The organism is Aestuariivivens sediminicola (assembly GCF_022662015.1).
GTDB classification, from domain to species: domain Bacteria; phylum Bacteroidota; class Bacteroidia; order Flavobacteriales; family Flavobacteriaceae; genus Aestuariivivens; species Aestuariivivens sediminicola.
Map to the genome: position 1 here is coordinate 296,701 of NZ_JAKMCM010000002.1, position 19,887 is coordinate 316,587.

13 protein-coding genes are annotated in these 19,887 nt (G+C 40.1%); 7 read left to right on the top strand and 6 right to left on the bottom strand.

The window, feature by feature from the left end; genetic code table 11:
• Nucleotides 1–39: 39 nt before the first annotated feature.
• Nucleotides 40–2,544, top strand: coding sequence for a DUF5686 family protein (locus MR041_RS06200; protein ID WP_242092733.1), 2,505 nt, complete (start codon nucleotides 40–42; stop codon nucleotides 2,542–2,544).
• A 49-nt stretch (nucleotides 2,545–2,593) separates the two neighbouring features.
• Here MR041_RS06200 and MR041_RS06205 read toward each other — a convergent pair whose 3' ends face one another.
• Nucleotides 2,594–3,985 carry a DUF3472 domain-containing protein gene (locus MR041_RS06205; RefSeq protein WP_242092734.1) on the bottom strand — a complete coding sequence of 464 codons (1,392 nt, stop codon included), beginning with the start codon at nucleotides 3,983–3,985 and terminating at the stop codon, nucleotides 2,594–2,596.
• Between the two features lie 333 nt (nucleotides 3,986–4,318).
• Entirely contained in the window at nucleotides 4,319–6,550 is a 2,232-nt protein-coding gene (locus MR041_RS06210; protein ID WP_242092735.1) for a M1 family metallopeptidase, read from the bottom strand.
• 130 nt (nucleotides 6,551–6,680) lie between these two features.
• Here MR041_RS06210 and MR041_RS06215 point away from each other — a divergent pair, with 130 nt between their 5' ends.
• Both MR041_RS06215 and MR041_RS06220 read left to right on the top strand, forming a co-directional pair.
• Entirely contained in the window at nucleotides 6,681–7,208 is a 528-nt protein-coding gene (locus MR041_RS06215) for an inorganic diphosphatase (protein ID WP_242092736.1), read from the top strand.
• Nucleotides 7,209–7,335: 127 nt separating this feature from the next.
• Nucleotides 7,336–9,765, top strand: a complete 2,430-nt coding sequence (locus MR041_RS06220) for a sodium-translocating pyrophosphatase (RefSeq protein ID WP_242092737.1) — start codon at nucleotides 7,336–7,338, stop codon at nucleotides 9,763–9,765.
• A 126-nt stretch (nucleotides 9,766–9,891) separates the two neighbouring features.
• Here the strand turns inward: MR041_RS06220 and MR041_RS06225 are convergent, their stop codons facing one another.
• Genes MR041_RS06225 through MR041_RS06240 form a run of 4 tightly spaced genes read right to left on the bottom strand, consistent with a single transcriptional unit; the run spans nucleotide 9,892 to nucleotide 13,504 of the window.
• A complete protein-coding gene (locus MR041_RS06225; protein ID WP_242092738.1) occupies nucleotides 9,892–10,506 on the bottom strand; it encodes a deoxynucleoside kinase in 615 nt (204 codons plus the stop codon).
• 4 nt (nucleotides 10,507–10,510) lie between these two features.
• The gene (locus MR041_RS06230) at nucleotides 10,511–11,290 is read right to left on the bottom strand and encodes a hypothetical protein (protein ID WP_242092739.1); all 780 of its coding nucleotides are present in this window, start codon (nucleotides 11,288–11,290) and stop codon (nucleotides 10,511–10,513) included.
• A gap of 35 nt (nucleotides 11,291–11,325) precedes the next feature.
• Nucleotides 11,326–12,009 carry a response regulator transcription factor gene (locus tag MR041_RS06235; RefSeq protein WP_242092740.1) on the bottom strand — a complete coding sequence of 228 codons (684 nt, stop codon included), beginning with the start codon at nucleotides 12,007–12,009 and terminating at the stop codon, nucleotides 11,326–11,328.
• Nucleotides 12,002–13,504: a sensor histidine kinase gene (locus MR041_RS06240; RefSeq protein WP_242092741.1), complete on the bottom strand. Its 1,503-nt coding sequence runs from the start codon at nucleotides 13,502–13,504 to the stop codon at nucleotides 12,002–12,004. The genes MR041_RS06235 and MR041_RS06240 overlap by 8 nt, the downstream gene beginning before the upstream one ends.
• Before the next feature lie 392 nt (nucleotides 13,505–13,896).
• Between MR041_RS06240 and MR041_RS06245 the strand changes: the two genes are divergently transcribed.
• From MR041_RS06245 to MR041_RS06260, 4 genes are all read left to right on the top strand, one after another.
• A complete protein-coding gene (locus tag MR041_RS06245; RefSeq protein ID WP_242092742.1) occupies nucleotides 13,897–14,739 on the top strand; it encodes a GLPGLI family protein in 843 nt (280 codons plus the stop codon).
• A gap of 101 nt (nucleotides 14,740–14,840) precedes the next feature.
• Nucleotides 14,841–15,713, top strand: coding sequence for a GLPGLI family protein (locus MR041_RS06250; protein ID WP_242092743.1), 873 nt, complete (start codon nucleotides 14,841–14,843; stop codon nucleotides 15,711–15,713).
• 230 nt (nucleotides 15,714–15,943) lie between these two features.
• On the top strand, nucleotides 15,944–16,729 hold the full coding sequence (locus MR041_RS06255; protein ID WP_242092744.1) for a GLPGLI family protein: 786 nt from the start codon (nucleotides 15,944–15,946) through the stop codon (nucleotides 16,727–16,729).
• A 44-nt stretch (nucleotides 16,730–16,773) separates the two neighbouring features.
• Nucleotides 16,774–19,485, top strand: a complete 2,712-nt coding sequence (locus MR041_RS06260; RefSeq protein ID WP_242092745.1) for a carboxypeptidase-like regulatory domain-containing protein — start codon at nucleotides 16,774–16,776, stop codon at nucleotides 19,483–19,485.
• Nucleotides 19,486–19,887 lie beyond the last annotated feature (402 nt).

The following is a 19,887-nucleotide window of genomic DNA, read 5'->3' on the forward strand; positions in this document are numbered from 1 at the left end:
AAACTTCATTAGCATAATTGTTGATGAAGTTTTTTTCTTATGAAACTTAAACTACTTCTACCCCTATTTCTATTGGTTACCATGGGTGCCCTGTCTCAAACAAAGGTGAGTGGTTATGTATATGACGAGTTTGATGATCCAATTTCTTTTGTAACCGTCATTTTTAAAGGATCAACTGAAGGTACAATTACCGATGAAAATGGAAAATTCTATCTGGAATCCGATGATACCTGGGATGCACTGACAGTCTCTTTTATCGGATTTGAAACACTACAGATTCCTCTTGAAAAAAGAGTGAATTACAATTTAAAATTTGTTCTAAAGGAAGAGGTGGATCAACTGGATCAGGTGGTGATTGTTTCCGGAAAACAATCTAAAAAAAACAATCCCGCTATTGATATTTTGCGTAAAATATGGGCCAATAAACGCAGTAATGGATTAAAACAGTTTCAGCAATACCAATACGACAAATACGAAAAAGTCGAGTTCGACATCAATACCATTGACAGTGCGTTAATTAAAAGCAGGTTGTTCAGAGGGATGGAATTTGTTTTTAACGAAGTGGATACCTCCCGGGTTACGGGCAAAACCTACCTGCCCATGTTTATTAATGAGGCCGCTTCCAAAGTATATGGCGATAATGTTATTCACAAGGAAAAGGAGGTTTTAAAAGGCAATAAAAATTCCGGGTTCAGTGATAATCAGGTAATTATCGATTTTGTTGCAGACTTATACTCCGATTTTAATGTCTATGACAATTATTTGAAGTTTTTCGATAAGAGTTTTGTGAGTCCTTTATCCAGAACCGGTATTAACACCTATAATTACGTGTTAAGCGACAGTGCCTATGTGGACCATAAATGGTGTTTTAATATCATTTATTATCCGCGTCGAAAAAACGAACTGACCTTTAAAGGCGATTTCTGGGTAGCCGATACCACATATGCCATCAAGGAAATTAAAATGCAGGCTTCAAAGAGTGCCAATATAAATTGGGTTAAAGACATCTACATCGAGCAGGAGTATGAGGTGCTTAACGATTCTCTGTTTCTCGTTAAAAGAGATTACATGATGAGCGATTTTGCCCTGAATAAAAAGGAGTCTTCAAGAGGTATTTACGGCAAGCGCACCACCCTGTACGACAACTATCAGTTCGATGTGAAACAGGACCCTAAGTTTTATGATACCGAAGTCTATAATTACGACCGTGCTATTTACAATCGTGATGATGCTTTTTGGGAGGCGAACCGTCTGGAAGGATTAAATAAAGATGAAAAAGGGGTCTATAAAATGCTCGACACCCTGAAAACCGTAAAAAAGTTTAAACAGCTTTATAACTTGGGGAGCATCCTGGCTTCAGGATATGTCGAGTTTAATTCCTTACCCCTGGATTACGGACCTATTTTCTCAACGTTTGGATTTAATGAAGTCGAAGGATTGCGTTTACGAACTGGAGGGCGAACTTATTTTAGTCGTAATGATCTATGGCGTTTAGAGGGATTTTTGGCCTACGGGTTTAAAGATGACAAGTTCAAGTATGGTATCTCCGGAAAATGGCTGATTGATAAGAAGAGCCGACTTATTATCTCGGGGGGCAACCGTCGTGATGTGGAACAGATAGGAGCCAGTTTAACCACTTCAACCGATGTTCTAGGTCGTAGTTTGGCGTCATCTGCAGTGGTTGGGACCGGGGCCAATGATAAGTTAACAACCATTAACCTCACAAGTTTTGCTCTTGAGGCCGAACCCTGGCGCAATGTTCTTTTCAGGTTGGGGGCCAATTACCGAACCCTGGAATCTGCTTCACCAACCTTCAGTCTGGATTACAATACACCTGATGGTGTCGCATCTGAAATCAAACAATATGAAACGACATTTTCCGTGTCCTGCTTCCCTGGACGCAAGATGACCGGTTTCGGTGTGGAACGTCACGATGCCAACGATGGGTATGCGAGACTCTTTGCCCAGATAAGTTTAGGTGATAAATCTGTTCTCAACAGTGATTTTGACTATACAAAAGTACAGTTCTCATATGTCCAACCTTGGCAAATTGGGGGATTTGGGCGATTGACGTCTTCCATTGAAGCGGGAAAAACCTTTGGTGAGGTACCATTGGGCCTGTTAAGTGTCATTCCCGGTAATCAAACCTATTTTTCTATTTACAATACATTTTCACAACTCGATTTTTATGAGTTTGTGAGTGATACGTACACATCGTTTCATCTGGAGCATAATTTTAACGGGCGGTTGTTCTCAAGAGTACCCTTTTTAAGACAATTTAATTTACGTGAGATTATCAGTATCAGAGGTGTTTGGGGAGATATATCACAGGAAAACATCGATTTGAATACAACAAATAACCCGAACAGTATTCCGTTAATCGCCCCAAATAACAGACCATATTACGAATATAGTGTTGGAGTCGGCAATATTTTTAAAGTGTTTCGTATCGATTTTAATTTTAGGGGTAATTATAAAGACCCTGTTTTAAATCCCGATGCTCGAAAGTTCGGTATTACGGGCAGTTTTGGATTTTATTTTTAAAAGAGAAGCTTCGTATCAGGTTTAATCGGCATAGACGGGTCATTGAGGTTTAGTGTTTTATAATTTTTATTGTTTTTTTTTGCCTTTTACTTTTGAGGTTTAGGAAGTATAGTCCGGCAGAACTGGCAACAGGTATCTCGACGTAGTCGACCTGCTTCATCTTTTTATTCATGATGAGCTTTCCATTGAGATCAACCAGCTCGATACAAAGATCTTCTAATTTTCGATTTAAATAGAGATGGATGCTTTTAGAAACGGGATTCGGTACAACTCTTGCATTTTTTAAAATAGCGCTGTCTTCATTACCGAGATCGTCACGCGTATCGAAACTGACCATCCGGGTGTTTGAAACCTGATCAAAAAGGTCGGTAATATAAAATTGTAAAACGTATTGGTCAGGAGGTAACAGGCTGATATCTACAATGCTGTTTCTCTGATGAGGTAAAATGGTATCAACCGAAATAAGGGGTTCCCCGGAAAGTTCAATCGAATCATATATATTTACATGATATGAAAACTGAGGCGATTTTGAATGGTTTACTTCCCAGGTCAATAATAGGGTGTCGTTATTTTCAACAACGAGTTCGAGCGTATTGATTTCTGCATTCGGAAATAGGGGTGCGGACATCTCATTTGGAAGATAGAGCATTACATCGTCTTCATTCGTAATAGGATCGGTGTTGCCTCCACTTGTCATAAAATAATAGTCCTCATCGATAACCCCGCCGTCATAATTTTCAATGTATTTTACGGTACCTGCATCCGGGTAAACCCGGTCAAAATAACTTTCTTCAAAGGCCATCCAATTCATGTCCGAAATTTTTCTTTTCCATCCATTTTTGTGGTGTAGGGTTCTCGCGAGATAACCATTGCCTCGCCAATCTTCTATAAAAGAGCTGGTTGCTGTATTGAACCTTAAGTTGGGAACAGGATATTTCATGGTGACCATATGTTGCCATGAGACCTCGTTTTGGTCGTAAATCCAAAAGCCAAAATAGGAAAAGTTCAAATAATCTGTCCATACTCGCGACAGGAGGGTATACCATTGGTCTGTATCCCAACCAATGCCGTAATTCAGGGAACGCAATCCTGTTCCTTCCCCTCCAAAGATGGCTAACTCCGTATCAGGATGTGCGTAATCTGCTGTAATGGGGTCAGAAGTACTTATTGGATCCCAAAGTGAAAATATAAAATTTCTTCCTGAAGGATGCTCCTGCATGCCACAATAGCCGCCAGCATCCTGTCCGCCATTCCACAATAACCCGCAATAATAGGTGTATCTCGGTGATGGTGATTTAACCCTAAGAGTATTCATGATGATGTCTCCGGGAGAACGGTCTTGATAATTTAAGTATAATGATGGGGCCCTGTTTTGTGAAGATAGTGTCATTGCGGAAAAAACAATCGCAAGACATGCCAGTATGGTATGTCTAACATCCATAGAATAAGTAGTAATATGGTTAACGATAGTGTAGAGGCGTGTTCCCGACGAAGATAAAGAAATATCTCTAAATCAGCGAAGGGAACTATGATACAATTTGTACGGATAAAACAAAATGCCTGCTCCGAATTTGAAACCTAAGGGGACACCGAAAGCAACACCTGGCCTATTCATGACTCAGAGGTGCCTGCCATTGGTAACAGGAGAACAGCCTCAGTTAAACGAAATGATAGGGCGCTGAACAGAGACGAAAAAGGCGAGATGCGGCAATTGTTTTTTCCTCCTGGCCGGCAGATTTTCTAAACATAGCCGGAGTGTTATCTTTTTTTGCCTTTATTTATTGGTATCTCCGGCCTCGCGCTTAAATTTTTCAAAATCAGATTCCTTTTGGGTTTTTGGGAAACTGTTATTCTCCATATTCGTATCGGCGAACTCAAAATTCGGATCCAAATTCACCGTCTTAACTTCTTTGGTTTTTACAAAAGTACGTGTTACAACATATTCGTTCTTACGCCAAATTTCAGCCGGGAGTCTGTCAATCTCTGAAGTACCGTCCGTGTAAATCCACTCTAGGGTCACCGGCATCACCAAACCGCCAAGGTTTTTTATGGTTATTTCGTAAAGATTCTTTCCTGAGAGATTTTGTCTTACAGCTTCTTCATCCAATCTTGATAAAAATCCGCCATAGGCATTATCAGGTGTTGCATTCATGCGTATGACCTCCGGGCCGTTTGAAAAATCATTGGATGCCGGGGCCTTGCCTTCGCCGCCTGCTTTTACCTGGATATTTCGTTTTTTTTGTTCAATATTTTGCTCTGCCTCATAGACTTTAAACCATTTCACATGACTCAATTCCATATCAACATGATCGGTCGTAAAAAACCACCCCCTAAAAAACCAGTCTAAATCTGTAGCCGTAGCATCTTCAAGCGTTCTAAAAAGATCGGCCGGGTTAGGATGTTTGTATTTCCAACGGTTGGCGTATTCTTTAAAAGCGGCGTCGAACAATTCTTTTCCTATAATGGAATGCCGCAGCATTTGCAGTCCGACCGTAGGTTTCTGATAGAAGTTCGCACCGAATTGGGTCAGTATTTCACTGTCTGATGTCGTCATTATTGGCCTTAAAATATTTTTATCTCCACTCATGAAAGGGACGATACTTTTTGGAGTCGTACTGTTAAAATCCGGATAGCGTTCGGCAACCGTCCGCTGATGTATAAAAGTATTTAATCCTTCATCCATCCACATCCACTTTCGTTCATCCGAACTTACGATCATCGGAAACCAGTTATGTCCTACTTCATGGATAATGGTCCCAATCATACCGGCCCTGGCGTTTTTGCTCATTTTTCCATTTTTTGGCCTGCCCCCATTAAAACTGATCATGGGGAACTCCATACCTATGTTACTCGTATTAACCGAAATACACACGGGATAGGGATAATCGAATGTGGCCTCGGAATACACCTCTAACGCATTTTTAATGGCCTTTGTTGATTCTTCCTGCCAGACCGGTAATCCTTCCTTTGGGTAGAACGACATCGCCATAACCGTATTTGAAGCTAAGGCCACGGCTTGGGCATCCCATATGAATTTTCGCGAGGAGGCAAATGCAAAATCCCGGACGTTTTCAGCCTTAAACACCCATGTTTTTTGTCTTTTCGATTTTGTCTTTTCATTGGCTTCTGCTTCGCTTCGGGTGACTATCATTACGGGACTATCAAAAGATGTCCTGGCGCGTTCCAAACGCTCACGTTGGGTATTACTCAAAACAGATTCCGGATTCAACAAGGACCCTGTTGAGGCAACAAGATGATCTTCAGGCACGGTTATTTCCACTTCATAATCTCCAAATTCCAAAGCAAATTCGCCGAGTCGCTGAAATTGTTGATTTTGCCACCCCTCAGTATCATTATAGACCGCCATTCTCGGGAACCAATGTGCAATTAAGTAAACGGTGTTGTCATCATCAGGAAAGTATTCATAGCCTTCCCTGGAGAGTAAAAACATACTGCGATCCGTAATGGGGTAGGACCAGCCAATAGAGAAGGTGAGGGACTCCCCTGATTTAAGAGGTGCGTCCAACAAGACCTTCATCATGGTATTGTTGACCATAGATTTCATTGCCTGTCCATTGCTGTCCTTGATATATTTAATGGAATATCCGGCGGGGAAATCGATAGCCCGTGTTAAGAACTGCATCTGTCGCGCTGTAATACCGTCCTTTAAGCCATTATTAAATTGTCCAAAATCATCATTCCCTTTCCTGTTCACATTTTGTTCCAGTTGAATCCACAGGTAACTCAAATCGTCAGGTGAGTTATTGTAATAGGTTATGGTTTCGTTGCCACTGATGGTGTTTGTCCTTTCATCCAGAACGACTTGTATCTTGTAATCGGCACGTTGTTGCCAATACGCTTTTCCAGGAGCACCACTTGCTGTGCGATAGCTGTTTGGTGGTGCAATCATGTTGTCTATGGGTTCAAATTTGCCCTGCCATGGTTGGGTCTGGGTATATGATTGTACAAAAAACAACAGGCAAAAGGGTAAAATTTTATAGGTCATGTTATCTGAGTTTGTCACATTTAAAATTATTGCGTTCGGCAAGGTAAGAAATAATGTATAATTCAGGTCTTCAATAATTGCTTAAAGTGAAACCGTTCCGTAACTTTGCACTCTTTTAAAACCACAGCGTATGAGCGAAACCAAAGATTTAACATTCGATGTATTGATAGAAATTCCGAAAGGAAGTAGAAATAAATATGAGTACGATTTTGCATTGCACAAAATTAGATTCGATCGCACACTTTTTTCATCAATGATGTATCCGGGAGATTATGGCTTTGTGCCTGAAACATTGGCCTTGGACCATGATCCCTTAGATGTGCTCGTCTTGTCAACTGAACCTTCATATCCCATGGTGGTTATGGAAGTGCGACCCATTGGCGTCTTTCATATGACTGACGAGAAAGGACCCGACGAAAAAATAATATGTGTACCCGTTTCAGATCCGGTATGGAGCCATCGCAGTGATATATCCGATTTGAATCCGCATAGATTAAAGGAAATAGAACACTTTTTTCAGGTGTATAAGGATTTGGAAAAGAAAAAAGTAGATGTAGGAGGATGGGGCAATGCCGAAGAGGCTATTGCCATTTATCACAATTGCGTGAGGCGTTACGCAGAGAGTGAACACAAGAAAAAAAGAACCTATATCATCTAATTGCAGAATTCGTAAATTAGGCTAAAAAAAATAAGCCATCTTTAATTTAAGGTGGCTTTTTTTATCACTTATATTTTCCTATTTTTAGCCCCGTTAAAAAAATAATAACTAAAACTAATGAACTAATATGGATTTAATAGTAAGATTTCTGCCTGCATTTGGGGTTTTAGGACTTTTATTCGTTGTTGTGAAAAATCTTTGGATTAAAAAACAGGACGTGGGGTCTCAAAAAATGAGCAATATTGCCAAACATATTGCCGATGGAGCCATGTCATTTTTAAAAGCCGAATATAAAATTTTGGTTGTTTTTGTTGTGGCAGTGGCGATTTTATTATTCTTAAAAGGAAACTCCGAGTTTCAACAAATAGATAGCGTTACGGGTAAACCCATATCGCACTGGATGGTGGCGATATCCTTTATTGTAGGAGCCATTTGTTCGGCATTGGCCGGATTTATTGGCATGCGCGTGGCAACAAAGGCCAATGTAAGGACAACTCAGGCCGCCCGAACATCTTTAGGGAAAGCTTTGGAAGTGGCTTTTGCCGGCGGTTCCGTTATGGGACTTGGCGTTGTTGGCCTAGGGGTATTAGGGTTGAGCAGTTTGTTCATTATCTATCAGAACCTATGGCCGGGCTCAGAGAATATTCCAATGGTATTGAATGTGCTTTCCGGTTTTTCCCTGGGGGCGTCATCTATAGCACTGTTTGCTCGTGTCGGCGGGGGTATATACACTAAGGCGGCCGATGTCGGTGCTGACCTGGTAGGTAAGGTTGAAGCTGGAATTCCTGAAGACCATCCGTTGAACCCTGCAACAATTGCCGATAATGTAGGTGATAATGTGGGTGATGTTGCCGGAATGGGAGCCGATTTATTTGAATCGTATGTAGGGTCCATTATTGGTACTATGGTATTGGGGGCCTTTATTTTTACTCCAGATTTTGGTGGTCTGGGTGCCGTTTATTTACCCTTGGTTTTGGCTGCTGTTGGAATTGTCATGTCCATTCTTGGAACCTTTTTTGTGAGAGTAAAGGATGGCGGATCACCACACAAGGCTTTGAATTTAGGGGAGTTTGGATCAGGTTCGCTCATGATCATAGCCTCCTATTTTATTATTGATACCATGATACCGGAAACCATAGAGGGATTACCTTTTGGTAGTTTTGGGGTTTTCATGGCAACACTTGCAGGCTTAATTGCAGGTTTTTGCGTTGGAAAAGTTACAGAGTTCTACACCGGTACGGATACAAAACCGGTAACGTCGATAGTGAAGCAATCAGAAACGGGCTCGGCAACCAATATTATTGCCGGTTTAGGAGTAGGAATGATGTCTACTGCACTGCCCATCATATTAATAGCCGGTGCGATATTAGTGTCGCATTATTATGCCGGATTGTATGGTATAGCCATCGCAGCGGTAGGCATGCTGGCCAATACCGGAATACAGTTGGCTGTTGATGCCTATGGTCCTATTTCGGATAATGCAGGAGGTATTGCCGAAATGGCTGAGTTACCAAAGGAAGTACGTGACCGAACGGATAAGTTGGATGCGGTGGGTAATACAACGGCGGCTATAGGGAAAGGTTTCGCGATTGCTTCAGCAGCATTAACGGCATTGGCCTTGTTTGTAGCCTTTATGAAAACAGCGAAGATAACATCGATAGATGTGTCTAAACCGGATATCATGGCAGGATTATTAGTAGGTGGGATGTTACCATTTATGTTTTCTGCCTTATCGATGAAGGCTGTTGGTCGTGCTGCCATGGCCATGATTGAAGAAGTACGTCGTCAGTTCAGGGACATTCCGCAGTTGCATGCAGCTCTAGAGATTATGAGGAAATACAATTCGGATATGTCTAAGGCCTCTGAAGCAGACAGAAAGGTATTTGATGAGGCGGACGGCTATGCGGAATATGAAAAATGCGTCGAAATATCTACACAAGCCTCTATAAAGGAAATGGTGTTGCCTGGATTGTTAGCTTTGGCGGTTCCGGTGGCTGTTGGATTTATTGGAGGGGCTCAGATGTTGGGTGGCCTTTTAGCTGGAGTCACCACATGTGGTGTGCTTATGGCTATTTTTCAATCCAATGCCGGTGGGGCTTGGGATAATGCCAAAAAAATGATTGAAGCTGATGGGCGAAAAGGTACCGATGCGCACAAGGCAGCGGTAGTGGGTGACACTGTAGGCGATCCGTTTAAGGATACCTCGGGGCCTTCGTTAAATATATTGTTGAAGTTAATGAGTGTTGTGGCCCTGGTGATTGCACCTAGTATTTCATTGAGTTCCGAGACCGTTACAGCATACAACAGTACTACCGACGCGGAGAAAGTAGCAATTACAAGAGAAATAAAAGTGAATATGCAGACCAATGAGGATGGCACTGTTAAAGCGGTGGTAACCACGGTCACTGTTGAAAATGGTGAAACATCAACGGCTTATGAAACTTTTGAGGGCGATAAAGCGGAGGTTAAAGCTAAAATTGAAGCTTTAAAAGACGATATGAACGTGGAAAAGCCTGAAGCACTCACACAGGAAATTAAAATAGAGGTGATCGAGTAGATCGTTTCAATTTATAAAATGAGATACGTTGTTTCCGGAGATCACCAATGGGGACAACGTATTTTTTTTGGCTTTCATTTACTAAGGCAAAGGGAACAATCTAAAATTGAATCTATAAAAAAGGACTTAGAATAAGCCGTGTATTTCAGCATCGATCTTATTGATAACATTTCCTAAATCTTCCGGGTTATCAACGAAATTAAGTTTATCGACATCGATAATGAGTAATTTACCTTTCTCGTAACCATGTATCCAGGCTTCGTACCTTTCATTAAGGCGACTTAAATAATCAATGCTGATCGTGTTCTCGTAATCACGGCCGCGTTTGTGAATTTGAGAAACCAGGTTAGGAATGGAACTGCGTAAATAAATAAGTAAATCAGGTCCCTTTACAAGAGATTCCATAAGGTCGAAAAGGGCACGATAATTTTCAAAATCCCGATTCGTCATAAGGCCCATGGCATGCAAATTGGGAGCAAAGATATGCGCATCCTCGTAAATGGTGCGATCCTGAATAATGTCCCTGCCACTTTGCCTGATCTGCAGGACCTGACGAAAACGACTGTTTAAAAAATAGACCTGTAAATTAAAACTCCATCGTTCCATCTGATTATAAAAATCGTCCAGATACGGATTGTCTACCACATCTTCCAATTGAGGTTCCCATTTATAGTGTTTGGCTAAAAGCGTGGTTAGCGTTGTTTTTCCAGCACCAATGTTTCCGGCAATTGCAATGTGCATAGTACTAATTTGTTTTTAATTGGTATTCGTATAGAAATTTGGAATCGTAAATATACAAGGTTTCGTTGGTTACAAAAAAATGAGTTATCAACAAATTTTTGATTTCTAGGGGAAGAAAAAGGCCCGAGTTTTTCTTCATGAAATACAAGTGGTTTTCCTTTTCCAAAACTAAATTGCCGTTGTATTCCGAAATGTTGTTAAACCCCGGATGTTCAAATTTATGTAGCAGGCTTCCAAAATAATTATAAACATACAGGTGGGTCCTGGTTAACAGCCAGCAGGTATTGTAGTTGCTTTTCAAGTCTAACACCTCGTCCTGCACAGGCAAGGTCTTTACCCTCGAAGAACGGGTTTTATAATCATACAATTCAAGTTCCTGTGTATCTTGATTAAAGAGCCAAAGGGTGTTGTCATATCCGGTAGAAACTTGAGTTACATTTCTATAAATGTCAAGATCATTGAAGTTGATAAGGAAAACTTCAGCTAATCGATTGTCAAGGATAACGACCACATTGAGGTCCCTATAATATAAATTGATTTTTAGAGGATTAAAAATGTTCGCCGAACTAAGCTCTCCAAGCTTAAAATTGTTATATGTTAAAGGCTTTGTAGGAGATGATTTGTGAAAGACATTATTCTGAATGTAATATATTGCCTCAAAATTATCGATACCAACTAGTTTTTCAACATTTAAATCTGTTTTTTTCAGAAATACAGGTTCAATTCTATCCTGAGAAAATACCGAGGATGAAAGTAATATGAATACGTAAATTAGACCTTTCATAGTGCGACTTGAAAAATACAAAAATCATATTACAATCAACATATTAACTTATAACCAAATCCGCGAACATTGATGATTTGAATACTGTCGTCCTCACTTAACTTTTTTCTTAGTTTGGTAATAAAGACATCCATGCTTCGTGCATTGAAAAAATCATCATTCCCCCAAAGCTTATTTAAGATCAGGGAGCGATCTAAAACCTGATTCTTATGCTTCACCAAATGATACAGGAGGTGGGCTTCACGATGCGTTAACTGAACTTCATCCATTTCCTTGTATTGAAGCAATTGCTTTGGAAAATTGAATTTGTAATGTCCTATTTGCAATAGGGAGGATGATTGCTGAAGCTTGGTTCGGTTTAACAAATTGTTTATCCTTACAATAAGCTCTTCCATACTGAAAGGTTTTTTTAAATAATCGTTACCCCCAATTGAGAACCCTTCAACGACATCCTGTGTTTGAGATTTAGCGGTTAAGAAAATAATGGGAATGGCATCGTCTATGGCCCGAATGTCTTTGGCCAGCGTAAATCCATCCTTCCTGGGCATCATAACATCCAATACAAGCAGTTCCGGAGACGCTTTACGGTATACCTCATAAGCCACTTCACCATCTTTACACAAGAGCACCTCAAAGTTCCGGGTTTCCAAACTTTCCTTAATGATTTGTCCCAAAGCGGGTTCATCCTCCGCCAATAGTATCGTTGTTGGTTTATCCATTTGGAAGGCTTATTTTAAATGAGGTTTTGTCGTTGTTCAGTGCAATTTCAATAGCCCCGTCGTGTTTTTCTATAATGGTTTTTGTATAATAAAGTCCAATACCATAACCTTTCACATCGTGTGTATTGCCTTTTGGAACCCTATAGAACTTTTCAAAGATTTTGTCTTTATGCTCCTTTTTTAAGGTGTTGCCACTATCTGAAATGATGATCTGACAATTTTGGTTATCTGTTCCTAAATCAATTGCAATGGTGTCGCCACCATATTTTATGGCATTGTCTAAAATATTGTTCAAGGCATTTTCAATATGAAAGGGATCAGCCTGGACTGTAAGTTCATCCATGCCAGTGTTCAATATAAGTGTTTTTTCGGGATGTTGTGTTTTATAGCGCTGCACCAGGCTGTCTATTAGATTCGCAACATCTAGGAACTCTTTATTGAGTTCTAAGGTATCACTATCTAAGGTTGCCGTCTCAAGAAGTTTTTCTACCATAACATTGAGTTTGTTCAGTTGGGTCGCAGACATGTCGACATAGGATTTTGTTTTTGCCTTGTCTTCAATGACGTTAAATCTACTGATACTCTCGAGAGCCACACCAATCGTTGCGATAGGTGTTTTGAATTCATGTGTTATGTTGCTTATGAGATCATTTTTAACCTCTGATAACTGTCTTTGATGTCTGATTATTCGCAATAAATAAAACAGGGAACTTATAACCGCAACAATCAACAGGGTAGAAATCAAAATACTCAAAAGGATACGTTTAAGAATGATTATTGTTTCATTAGTGAAATGCATGGTTAGGTTGCTGTCAAGAGGCAAATAATTCGATTTCGAGCTCAAGGTTATTGGCGTTTTTTCCAAATCGGTGTGCTTCATATACTGTACATTCTTGTCCGGGACCTCAAATTCCAGGTTGTAACGAATATCCAGATCTTTGCTTTGCAAATCATTTTTTAACAGACTGTCTATTTTTTCTAATCGCAGCGTATCGGCCGCCAAAGAGACGAGTACCTTAGACGTGAGCATCGAGAAATCAATAATTCCGAGAGAATCACGCCTGTGTTCCTTCTCTATTTCCTTTACTATAATGTTGTCGGATTCCCATTTGTGGCTAAGGGTATCATTCTGCATATCAAACCTTTCGATTTTTAAATGTTTTATATGGTTAGAACCATTCGCTTTTAGCGAATCCGGCTTCATCTGATCAGTTGATCCAATCCTAATCTCATGGACCAGGCTGTCCATTAAGGATTTGGGGTTCAACTCTGATTCGCCCAAATTGGATTTGAATGCAAAGGCCAGGGTTTTTGTTTTGGCAAGGTTGGCGAAATAGGATTCTACAGCATTATCAAGGCTCAGTTGAACATCATTGATAAGTTGTCTTTTATTGGCCTGGTAATTTTTATAGTTCCAATAGACCTGTACACCAATGGTGCATAAAATAACAAATGCAATAAAATAAAGAATCCATTTCAATTTAGAAGCATTCATATTCGTGTTGTTTAATTATAAGCTATTCCACGAGGTCATTTTACGTTTTAGACGGCCTGACCAAAAATCTCCTCAGGCACATGATTAGCCTTGAATCGCCATGCAATCTCGTGTGGTCCTGGTTCATCAGGGGATATTACTTTACATGCTATAAAAAGACTTACATTATCAAAACCTCTAGCGGTCTGTTCTATCTTATTGAAACCTGTTTTCAATGTGCCTCTTCAGGTGCTATGACGGTCCTTTTTAGAACATTGCATTCAAATGACAGTTCAAAAATAGCCTTAAAAAAGCGATTTAACGAATCGGTTAACACACGTTAACACTAGTTAACGGTTTTATATGGAAAGATATCCCATTTTTGCAATGTCAATTTAAAATCAAATCAAAAAATGCAACAGTTTTTAATTTTAGTAATCATTTGGTGTATTTCCAATGGACTATTCGCACAGGATTTTCAAGGTGTAGCAACCTATAAGACCAAACGTAAAATAGAGGTTCCATTGGACAGTACCCAAATGACTTCGGAGATGCATCAGCGCATGATCGAGATGCTTAAAAAGCAATTCGAGAAAACATTTGTGTTATCCTTCAACCAGCAGGCTTCAATTTATAAGGAAGATGAAACATTAGAAGCACCTCGGGCAGGAAACATGCGAATGATGTTTATTACAACGGATGGTGCAGATGTGCTTTATAAGGATATGAAGGCCAACCGCTACACCTCACAGACTGAATTTTTTGGTAAACTATTTCTGGTAAAGGACGATCTTGAAAAATTAGATTGGACTCTGGAGAATGAAACCAAGAATATTGGAAAATATACCTGTTATAAGGCTACATTGAAGCGTGTTGTCGATGTGGTTCAGGGAGGTATAAGTATCAATGGTGACAAAGATCTTGATGCAGAGACCGATGAGACACCCCAAACTCGCGAAATAACGGTTACGGCTTGGTATACACCACAGATACCATTAAATAACGGACCGGCCAGGTATTATGGTCTGCCGGGCCTTATTTTAGAAGTCAGCGATGGTGAAGAAAGTATCCTTTGCAGTAAGATCGTACTCAATCCGGATAAGAGTATAAGCATAAAGGAACCCGAAAAGGGAAAGGAAGTCGATCAGGCGGAATACGAAGCGATAGTAGAAAAGAAATTAGAAGAAGAACGGGATCGATTCAGTGATGTCGGCCATGACGATGGTGAACGCATTGAAATTAGAATAGGAGGGTGATCTCAAGTGCGATTTAACGCATAATGGATTAAACCAAATCACGTGGAAATGGTCTAATTTGCATAATGTCTTAGATTTAGGGCACAATAATACTATTTCCAATGCGAAACGCTACTCTTAAAACCACAACATTAATTGTTTCTTTATGTCTTTCCTTTATCGTTTATTCTCAGAATAAGTTTCAGGGTAAGGCCTTCTACCTGTCGAAAACCACCGTTGATATGAGCAATTTTGGCGGAGGTCAGTTAACGGAAGAACGGAAAAAACAAATTGCCGATCGGATGAAAAGTTTCCTGGAAAAGTCCTTTGTTCTCACCTTTAATCAGGTAGAATCTATCTATAAGGAGGAAGAACGATTGGAGGCCCCGGGACAAGGAGGACGAGGATTCCGGTTTGGTATGATGCGCAATGCCGGTGGGGATCTTTACAAAAATGTACATTCAAAACAATTTTTGCAGGAGCATGAATTCATGGGAAAACAATTTTTAGTTAAGGATGATCTGCCGGAATTAGAATGGCAATTGGATTCTGAAACCAAGGCCATTGGACAGTACACCTGTTTTAAGGCAACCGCCAGGAAAAAAATAACAGGTTTCGACTTTAATGCGTTCAGGAGGAGACCCAATACGGAACAGGAACAGGATTCTACTGCAATCAAGAATCAGGAAAAAGAAGTGGGCGATGAACCCCGTGAGGTTGTTGTAACGGCCTGGTATACACCGCAAATTCCGGTTAATCAGGGACCGGACACCTATTGGGGATTGCCCGGTCTGATTTTAGAGGTAAGTGCCGACAGAACCACCATACTCTGCTCAAAGATTATTTTAAACCCATCAGAAAAGGACGATATTACAATACCAGCTAAAGGTAAAGAGGTGACCCAGAATGAATACGACATCATCGTAAAGGAAAAATCGGAAGAAATGCGTGAAATGTTCAGAAGCAGAAGGAGAAATAACCTGAGAAGAAATTAATTGAAAGAACGTCTATGCTCTGCGAACCACTTTTCGATTGGTGATGATTTGCATTTTGAATTCAGTGGGATTTGACAAGCATTTATGAAACATTTAAAAACCAAGTGATGAATGATTATTGGTCCAATTGATATAATTGTTTAATAAATTAATATATTTGTTAAACATAACAATATATCACGTAAGTCATGAGATCCTTAAAACACAATTTTACAAAAGTTTCATTACTAATGGCGTTTCTTCTTTTTGGAGTTGCTGATGCAGTCGCTCAAAACTTTCAGGGGAAAGCCTACTATTTGTCTAAATCTACCATAGAATTTGGGAGCTGGGGCGCTACCTTGAGTGAGGAGCGTAAAAAGGAAATTAAGCAGCGCTTAAAAAACAGATTGGAAAAGAATTATATACTGACATTTAATATCGAAGAATCGACATTCGATGAGGAAGAACGATTAGATGCGGTTTCGGGAGCCACCGATTCATGGGGTAAGAACTTTACGCCTGGTACAAGCTATAAGAATATTAAGACCAATACGGTTCTGCAAGATCAGGAGTTTTATGGTAAGAAGTTTTTAATTGCGGATCAATTGTTAAAACTGGAATGGAATATCACTGACGAATCAAAAAAGATAGGGGATTACTTCTGTATGAAGGCGCTTGCTCTGGTGCCATCAGATTCAATTGCCTGGTATGATTTTTCATGGGACAAATTAAGAAGCAATAGCAATGCAGAGTCATCTGATACGGAAGCTATAGAGTTAACCCAGGTAGAAGCCTGGTACACCCCTCAGATTCCTGTGAGTCACGGTCCATTGGAATATTCAGGACTGCCGGGATTAATACTTGAAGTGAGTGCAAATAATACGACCATGCTTTGCTACAAGATCGTATTGAGTTCCGATGACCAAACGAAAATAAAAAAACCAGGTAAAGGAGAAATAGTAAAAAAATCAGAATATCAGAACATCGTGATGAGCAAAATGGCAGAAATGAGAGATATGTACAGAGGGAGAAGGTGATGGTCTTGTGTTGATCTAGTTTAAAATTGTTGGAAGGATAACTTATGAAAAATCGATTACTTATTGTCTTGCTGTTGTTGGGGTATTCCGCCTTCGCTCAGTTGAAGTTTGAAGGGGTTATAAAGGACAGTATCGGAAGCCCATTGGAATTGGCAAACATTATTGCTATTAATCAGGAAACACAAAAACTCGATTCTTATGGTATCTCCAATCAAGATGGGTATTACAAATTATCCCTTGAAAAAAATGCCGCTTATAAAATTCAGGTGAGTTACATTGGGATGAAAACCCTTCAGACCGATGTAAAGACCGGAGAGGTGAATTTGATAAAGGATTTCACGCTTCAAAATGATAATACCTTAGATGAAATCGAACTGGTTTACGAAATGCCTGTAACCGTAAAAGGCGATACCATAGTTTATAATGCCGATTCCTTTACATCCGGTTCCGAGAGAAAACTCGGCGATGTTCTGAACAAACTGCCCGGTGTTGAAGTGAATGATGAAGGCCAGATTGAAGTTGAAGGCCGAGCGGTAAGCAAAGTTATGGTTGAAGGCAAAGATTTTTTTGATGGCGATTCTAAATTGGCCACCGAAAACATTCCTGCAAATGCCGTTGATAAGGTCCAGGTGCTCAAAAATTATGCAGAGGTGGGGCAACTCAGTGGCGTAACCAACAATCAGGACAATGTTGCCATTAATATTAAATTGAAGGAAGGTAAAAAGAACTTTTGGTTTGGTAATGTTACTGCCGGAGTTGGTGATGCCGATGACAAAACCTTGTATTTGGCCCAGCCAAAACTTTTTTATTACAGTCCGGAGTACAGCGTAAATGTAATTAGCGATTTAAACAATGTTGGAGAAATAGCGTTTAACCGGAGGGATTATTTCAATTTTACCGGTGGTTTTCGCAGTCCGAGCAGAAGCAGTGGTACCAACATTAATTTGGGGAACAATAATCTAGGGTTTTTATCCCTGCAAAACAATCGGGCAAAGGATATTAATACCAAGTTTGGTGCAGCCAATTTTAGTTACTCTCCTAAGAAAACACTGGACATTAGTGGTTTTGCCATATTCTTGAGCAGTAGAACAGATTTACAGGAAAACAGCTCCGTAATTTATACCAATCCGGATTTAAACATACCAGACGAGTCCACCGAAAGTAATACGGCACAGAGTAGCGATCTGGCGATGGCTAAGTTTAGTGCAAAATACAAACCTAACACCGACAATCAGCTCGATTACGACGTCTTGGCAAGAACCTCAAAGGAGTCTCAGGATCAACTATTTTACTCTTCGGTGAATGGCAATATTGATGAATTTGAAAATGCAAAGCCCTACAGTATCAATCAAAATCTGAATTATTATTACACCTTGGACGATGCCAATATCTTTGCTTTAGAGGTGCAGCACCTGCTTCAGGATGAAGACCCTTTTTATAATGCGATCCTCGAAGATAAGGACAACTATGCCGGTACTGCTTCCGCCTTGGGCTTGGATAATTTGCAGTTGGATTACAACCTGGCTCAGGAAAAGCGCGTGAAGTCGAATCAATTGGATGCGAAACTGGACTATTGGAACATTATAAATTCCAAAAGCGATATTAATTTCACATTAGGAACCATATACAGCAAGCAGGATTTTCAATCCGATATTTTTCAATTTCTTGATGATGGGTCCCGATTTGACAACAACCCTAACATAAATGATGGTCTGGATACCAATGCCATCGGGTATCGGTTCTCCGATGTATATCTCGGTGTGCACTATCGCTTAAAATCTGGAATATTTACATTTACGCCTGGCTTTTCTGCTCATGCCTACAGTGCCAAGAATAATCAGTTCGATACCAACTTTACGGATAACTTTTTCAGGTTCTTACCGGACTTCAATACGAGGATACAATTAAAAAAGAGTGAGCAGATTATTTTTAACTATGCCATGCGAACTCAGTTTACGGATGTGAACCAACTGGCAAGTGGTCTGGTGCTTAACAGCTACAGATCGATATTTTCAGGAAACCAGGAATTGGAAAGTGCCCTTTCCCATAATCTTAGTTTGTCCTATTTCAGTTTTAATCTGTTTAATTACACTAATGTCAATGCCCGATTAAATTACAGTAAGACGGTCGACAGAATTAGAACAACCTCCCAATTTCAGCCGGGGAGCGTGGTACGTGTCAGTACACCCTTTAATTCCAACTTCGCAGATGAAAGTGCCAGTGCCAGTGCCCGTATACAGAAAACAATTGGAAAATTCAGGGGAACCCTGAACGGAAATTTCAATTACAATAAATTTAACCAGATTATCAATGGAACACCCTCTGTAAACGAAAATTATTCTCATAGTTACCGGGCAGAACTGCGCACTAATTTCAGGGAAGCACCAAATTTCGAATTGGGCTACCGTTACAGCATCCAGGATAATGATCAAGGTGCAAGTCGGACCAAGTTTTTCACCAAAGCCCCGTCAATAGAATTCGATGCGGTGATTTTTAAATCATTCACCTTTCGTACGGATTATTCCTATAACAGTTTTAGCGATGAGGACAGAAAAATCAATTCCTTCGAGTTTTGGGACGCTTCTTTGTCCTACAGGAAGAATGCCGACAGTAAATGGGAATATGAAATCAAAGCAACAAACCTCTTGGATACCAGATCACAGAATACCAGCCGATCCAACAACATTTCGGTAAGTGCAACAGAGTATTTCATCCAACCGCGCTTTATCACATTTCGCTTACGATATGAATTGTAATCAAATCATTCCGTCTACGTTACATCGGTTTCTTAAATAAGGTATGCCAACGGCTCTTCTGGGAAATTATAGTCGGCGGTGTTAGTATCTGTGCTGAGGTCTTAAAAATTTTGTAAGCACGGCTTGCGAAAATTGTCCTGTGAATTTTCAAAATTGTCCTGTGAATTTTTAAAATTCACAGGACAATTTTTAATTAATCTACCTATGGAACACAAAAAATATACTCACATCTTACTAAAGCGATGCTCAGGCCTTTAAATCCTGGTCTTTGTATCATCGGCGCATTGCCCTTTCATAATGAGCATAAAACCTGATTTTAGAAATACAGCCTCCGGTTTATGAATGCTATACCTCGAATTGGTATGAATAGGATGGGCATTAAAAAAAAAGACCACTGTGCAA

Excerpts from the sequence above, each read along its gene's own strand:
- MR041_RS06260 (WP_242092745.1), top strand. The coding sequence starts at position 16,774 with ATGAAAAATCGATTACTTATTGTCTTGCTGTTGTTGGGGTATTCCGCC.
- MR041_RS06240 (WP_242092741.1), bottom strand. The coding sequence starts at position 13,504 with ATGAATGCTTCTAAATTGAAATGGATTCTTTATTTTATTGCATTTGTT.
- MR041_RS06220 (WP_242092737.1), top strand. The coding sequence starts at position 7,336 with ATGGATTTAATAGTAAGATTTCTGCCTGCATTTGGGGTTTTAGGACTT.
- MR041_RS06200 (WP_242092733.1), top strand. The coding sequence starts at position 40 with ATGAAACTTAAACTACTTCTACCCCTATTTCTATTGGTTACCATGGGT.
- MR041_RS06210 (WP_242092735.1), bottom strand. The coding sequence starts at position 6,550 with ATGACCTATAAAATTTTACCCTTTTGCCTGTTGTTTTTTGTACAATCA.
- MR041_RS06225 (WP_242092738.1), bottom strand. The coding sequence starts at position 10,506 with ATGCACATTGCAATTGCCGGAAACATTGGTGCTGGAAAAACAACGCTA.
- MR041_RS06230 (WP_242092739.1), bottom strand. The coding sequence starts at position 11,290 with ATGAAAGGTCTAATTTACGTATTCATATTACTTTCATCCTCGGTATTT.
- MR041_RS06235 (WP_242092740.1), bottom strand. The coding sequence starts at position 12,009 with ATGGATAAACCAACAACGATACTATTGGCGGAGGATGAACCCGCTTTG.
- MR041_RS06245 (WP_242092742.1), top strand. The coding sequence starts at position 13,897 with ATGCAACAGTTTTTAATTTTAGTAATCATTTGGTGTATTTCCAATGGA.
- MR041_RS06255 (WP_242092744.1), top strand. The coding sequence starts at position 15,944 with ATGGCGTTTCTTCTTTTTGGAGTTGCTGATGCAGTCGCTCAAAACTTT.
- MR041_RS06205 (WP_242092734.1), bottom strand. The coding sequence starts at position 3,985 with ATGGATGTTAGACATACCATACTGGCATGTCTTGCGATTGTTTTTTCC.
- MR041_RS06215 (WP_242092736.1), top strand. The coding sequence starts at position 6,681 with ATGAGCGAAACCAAAGATTTAACATTCGATGTATTGATAGAAATTCCG.
- MR041_RS06250 (WP_242092743.1), top strand. The coding sequence starts at position 14,841 with ATGCGAAACGCTACTCTTAAAACCACAACATTAATTGTTTCTTTATGT.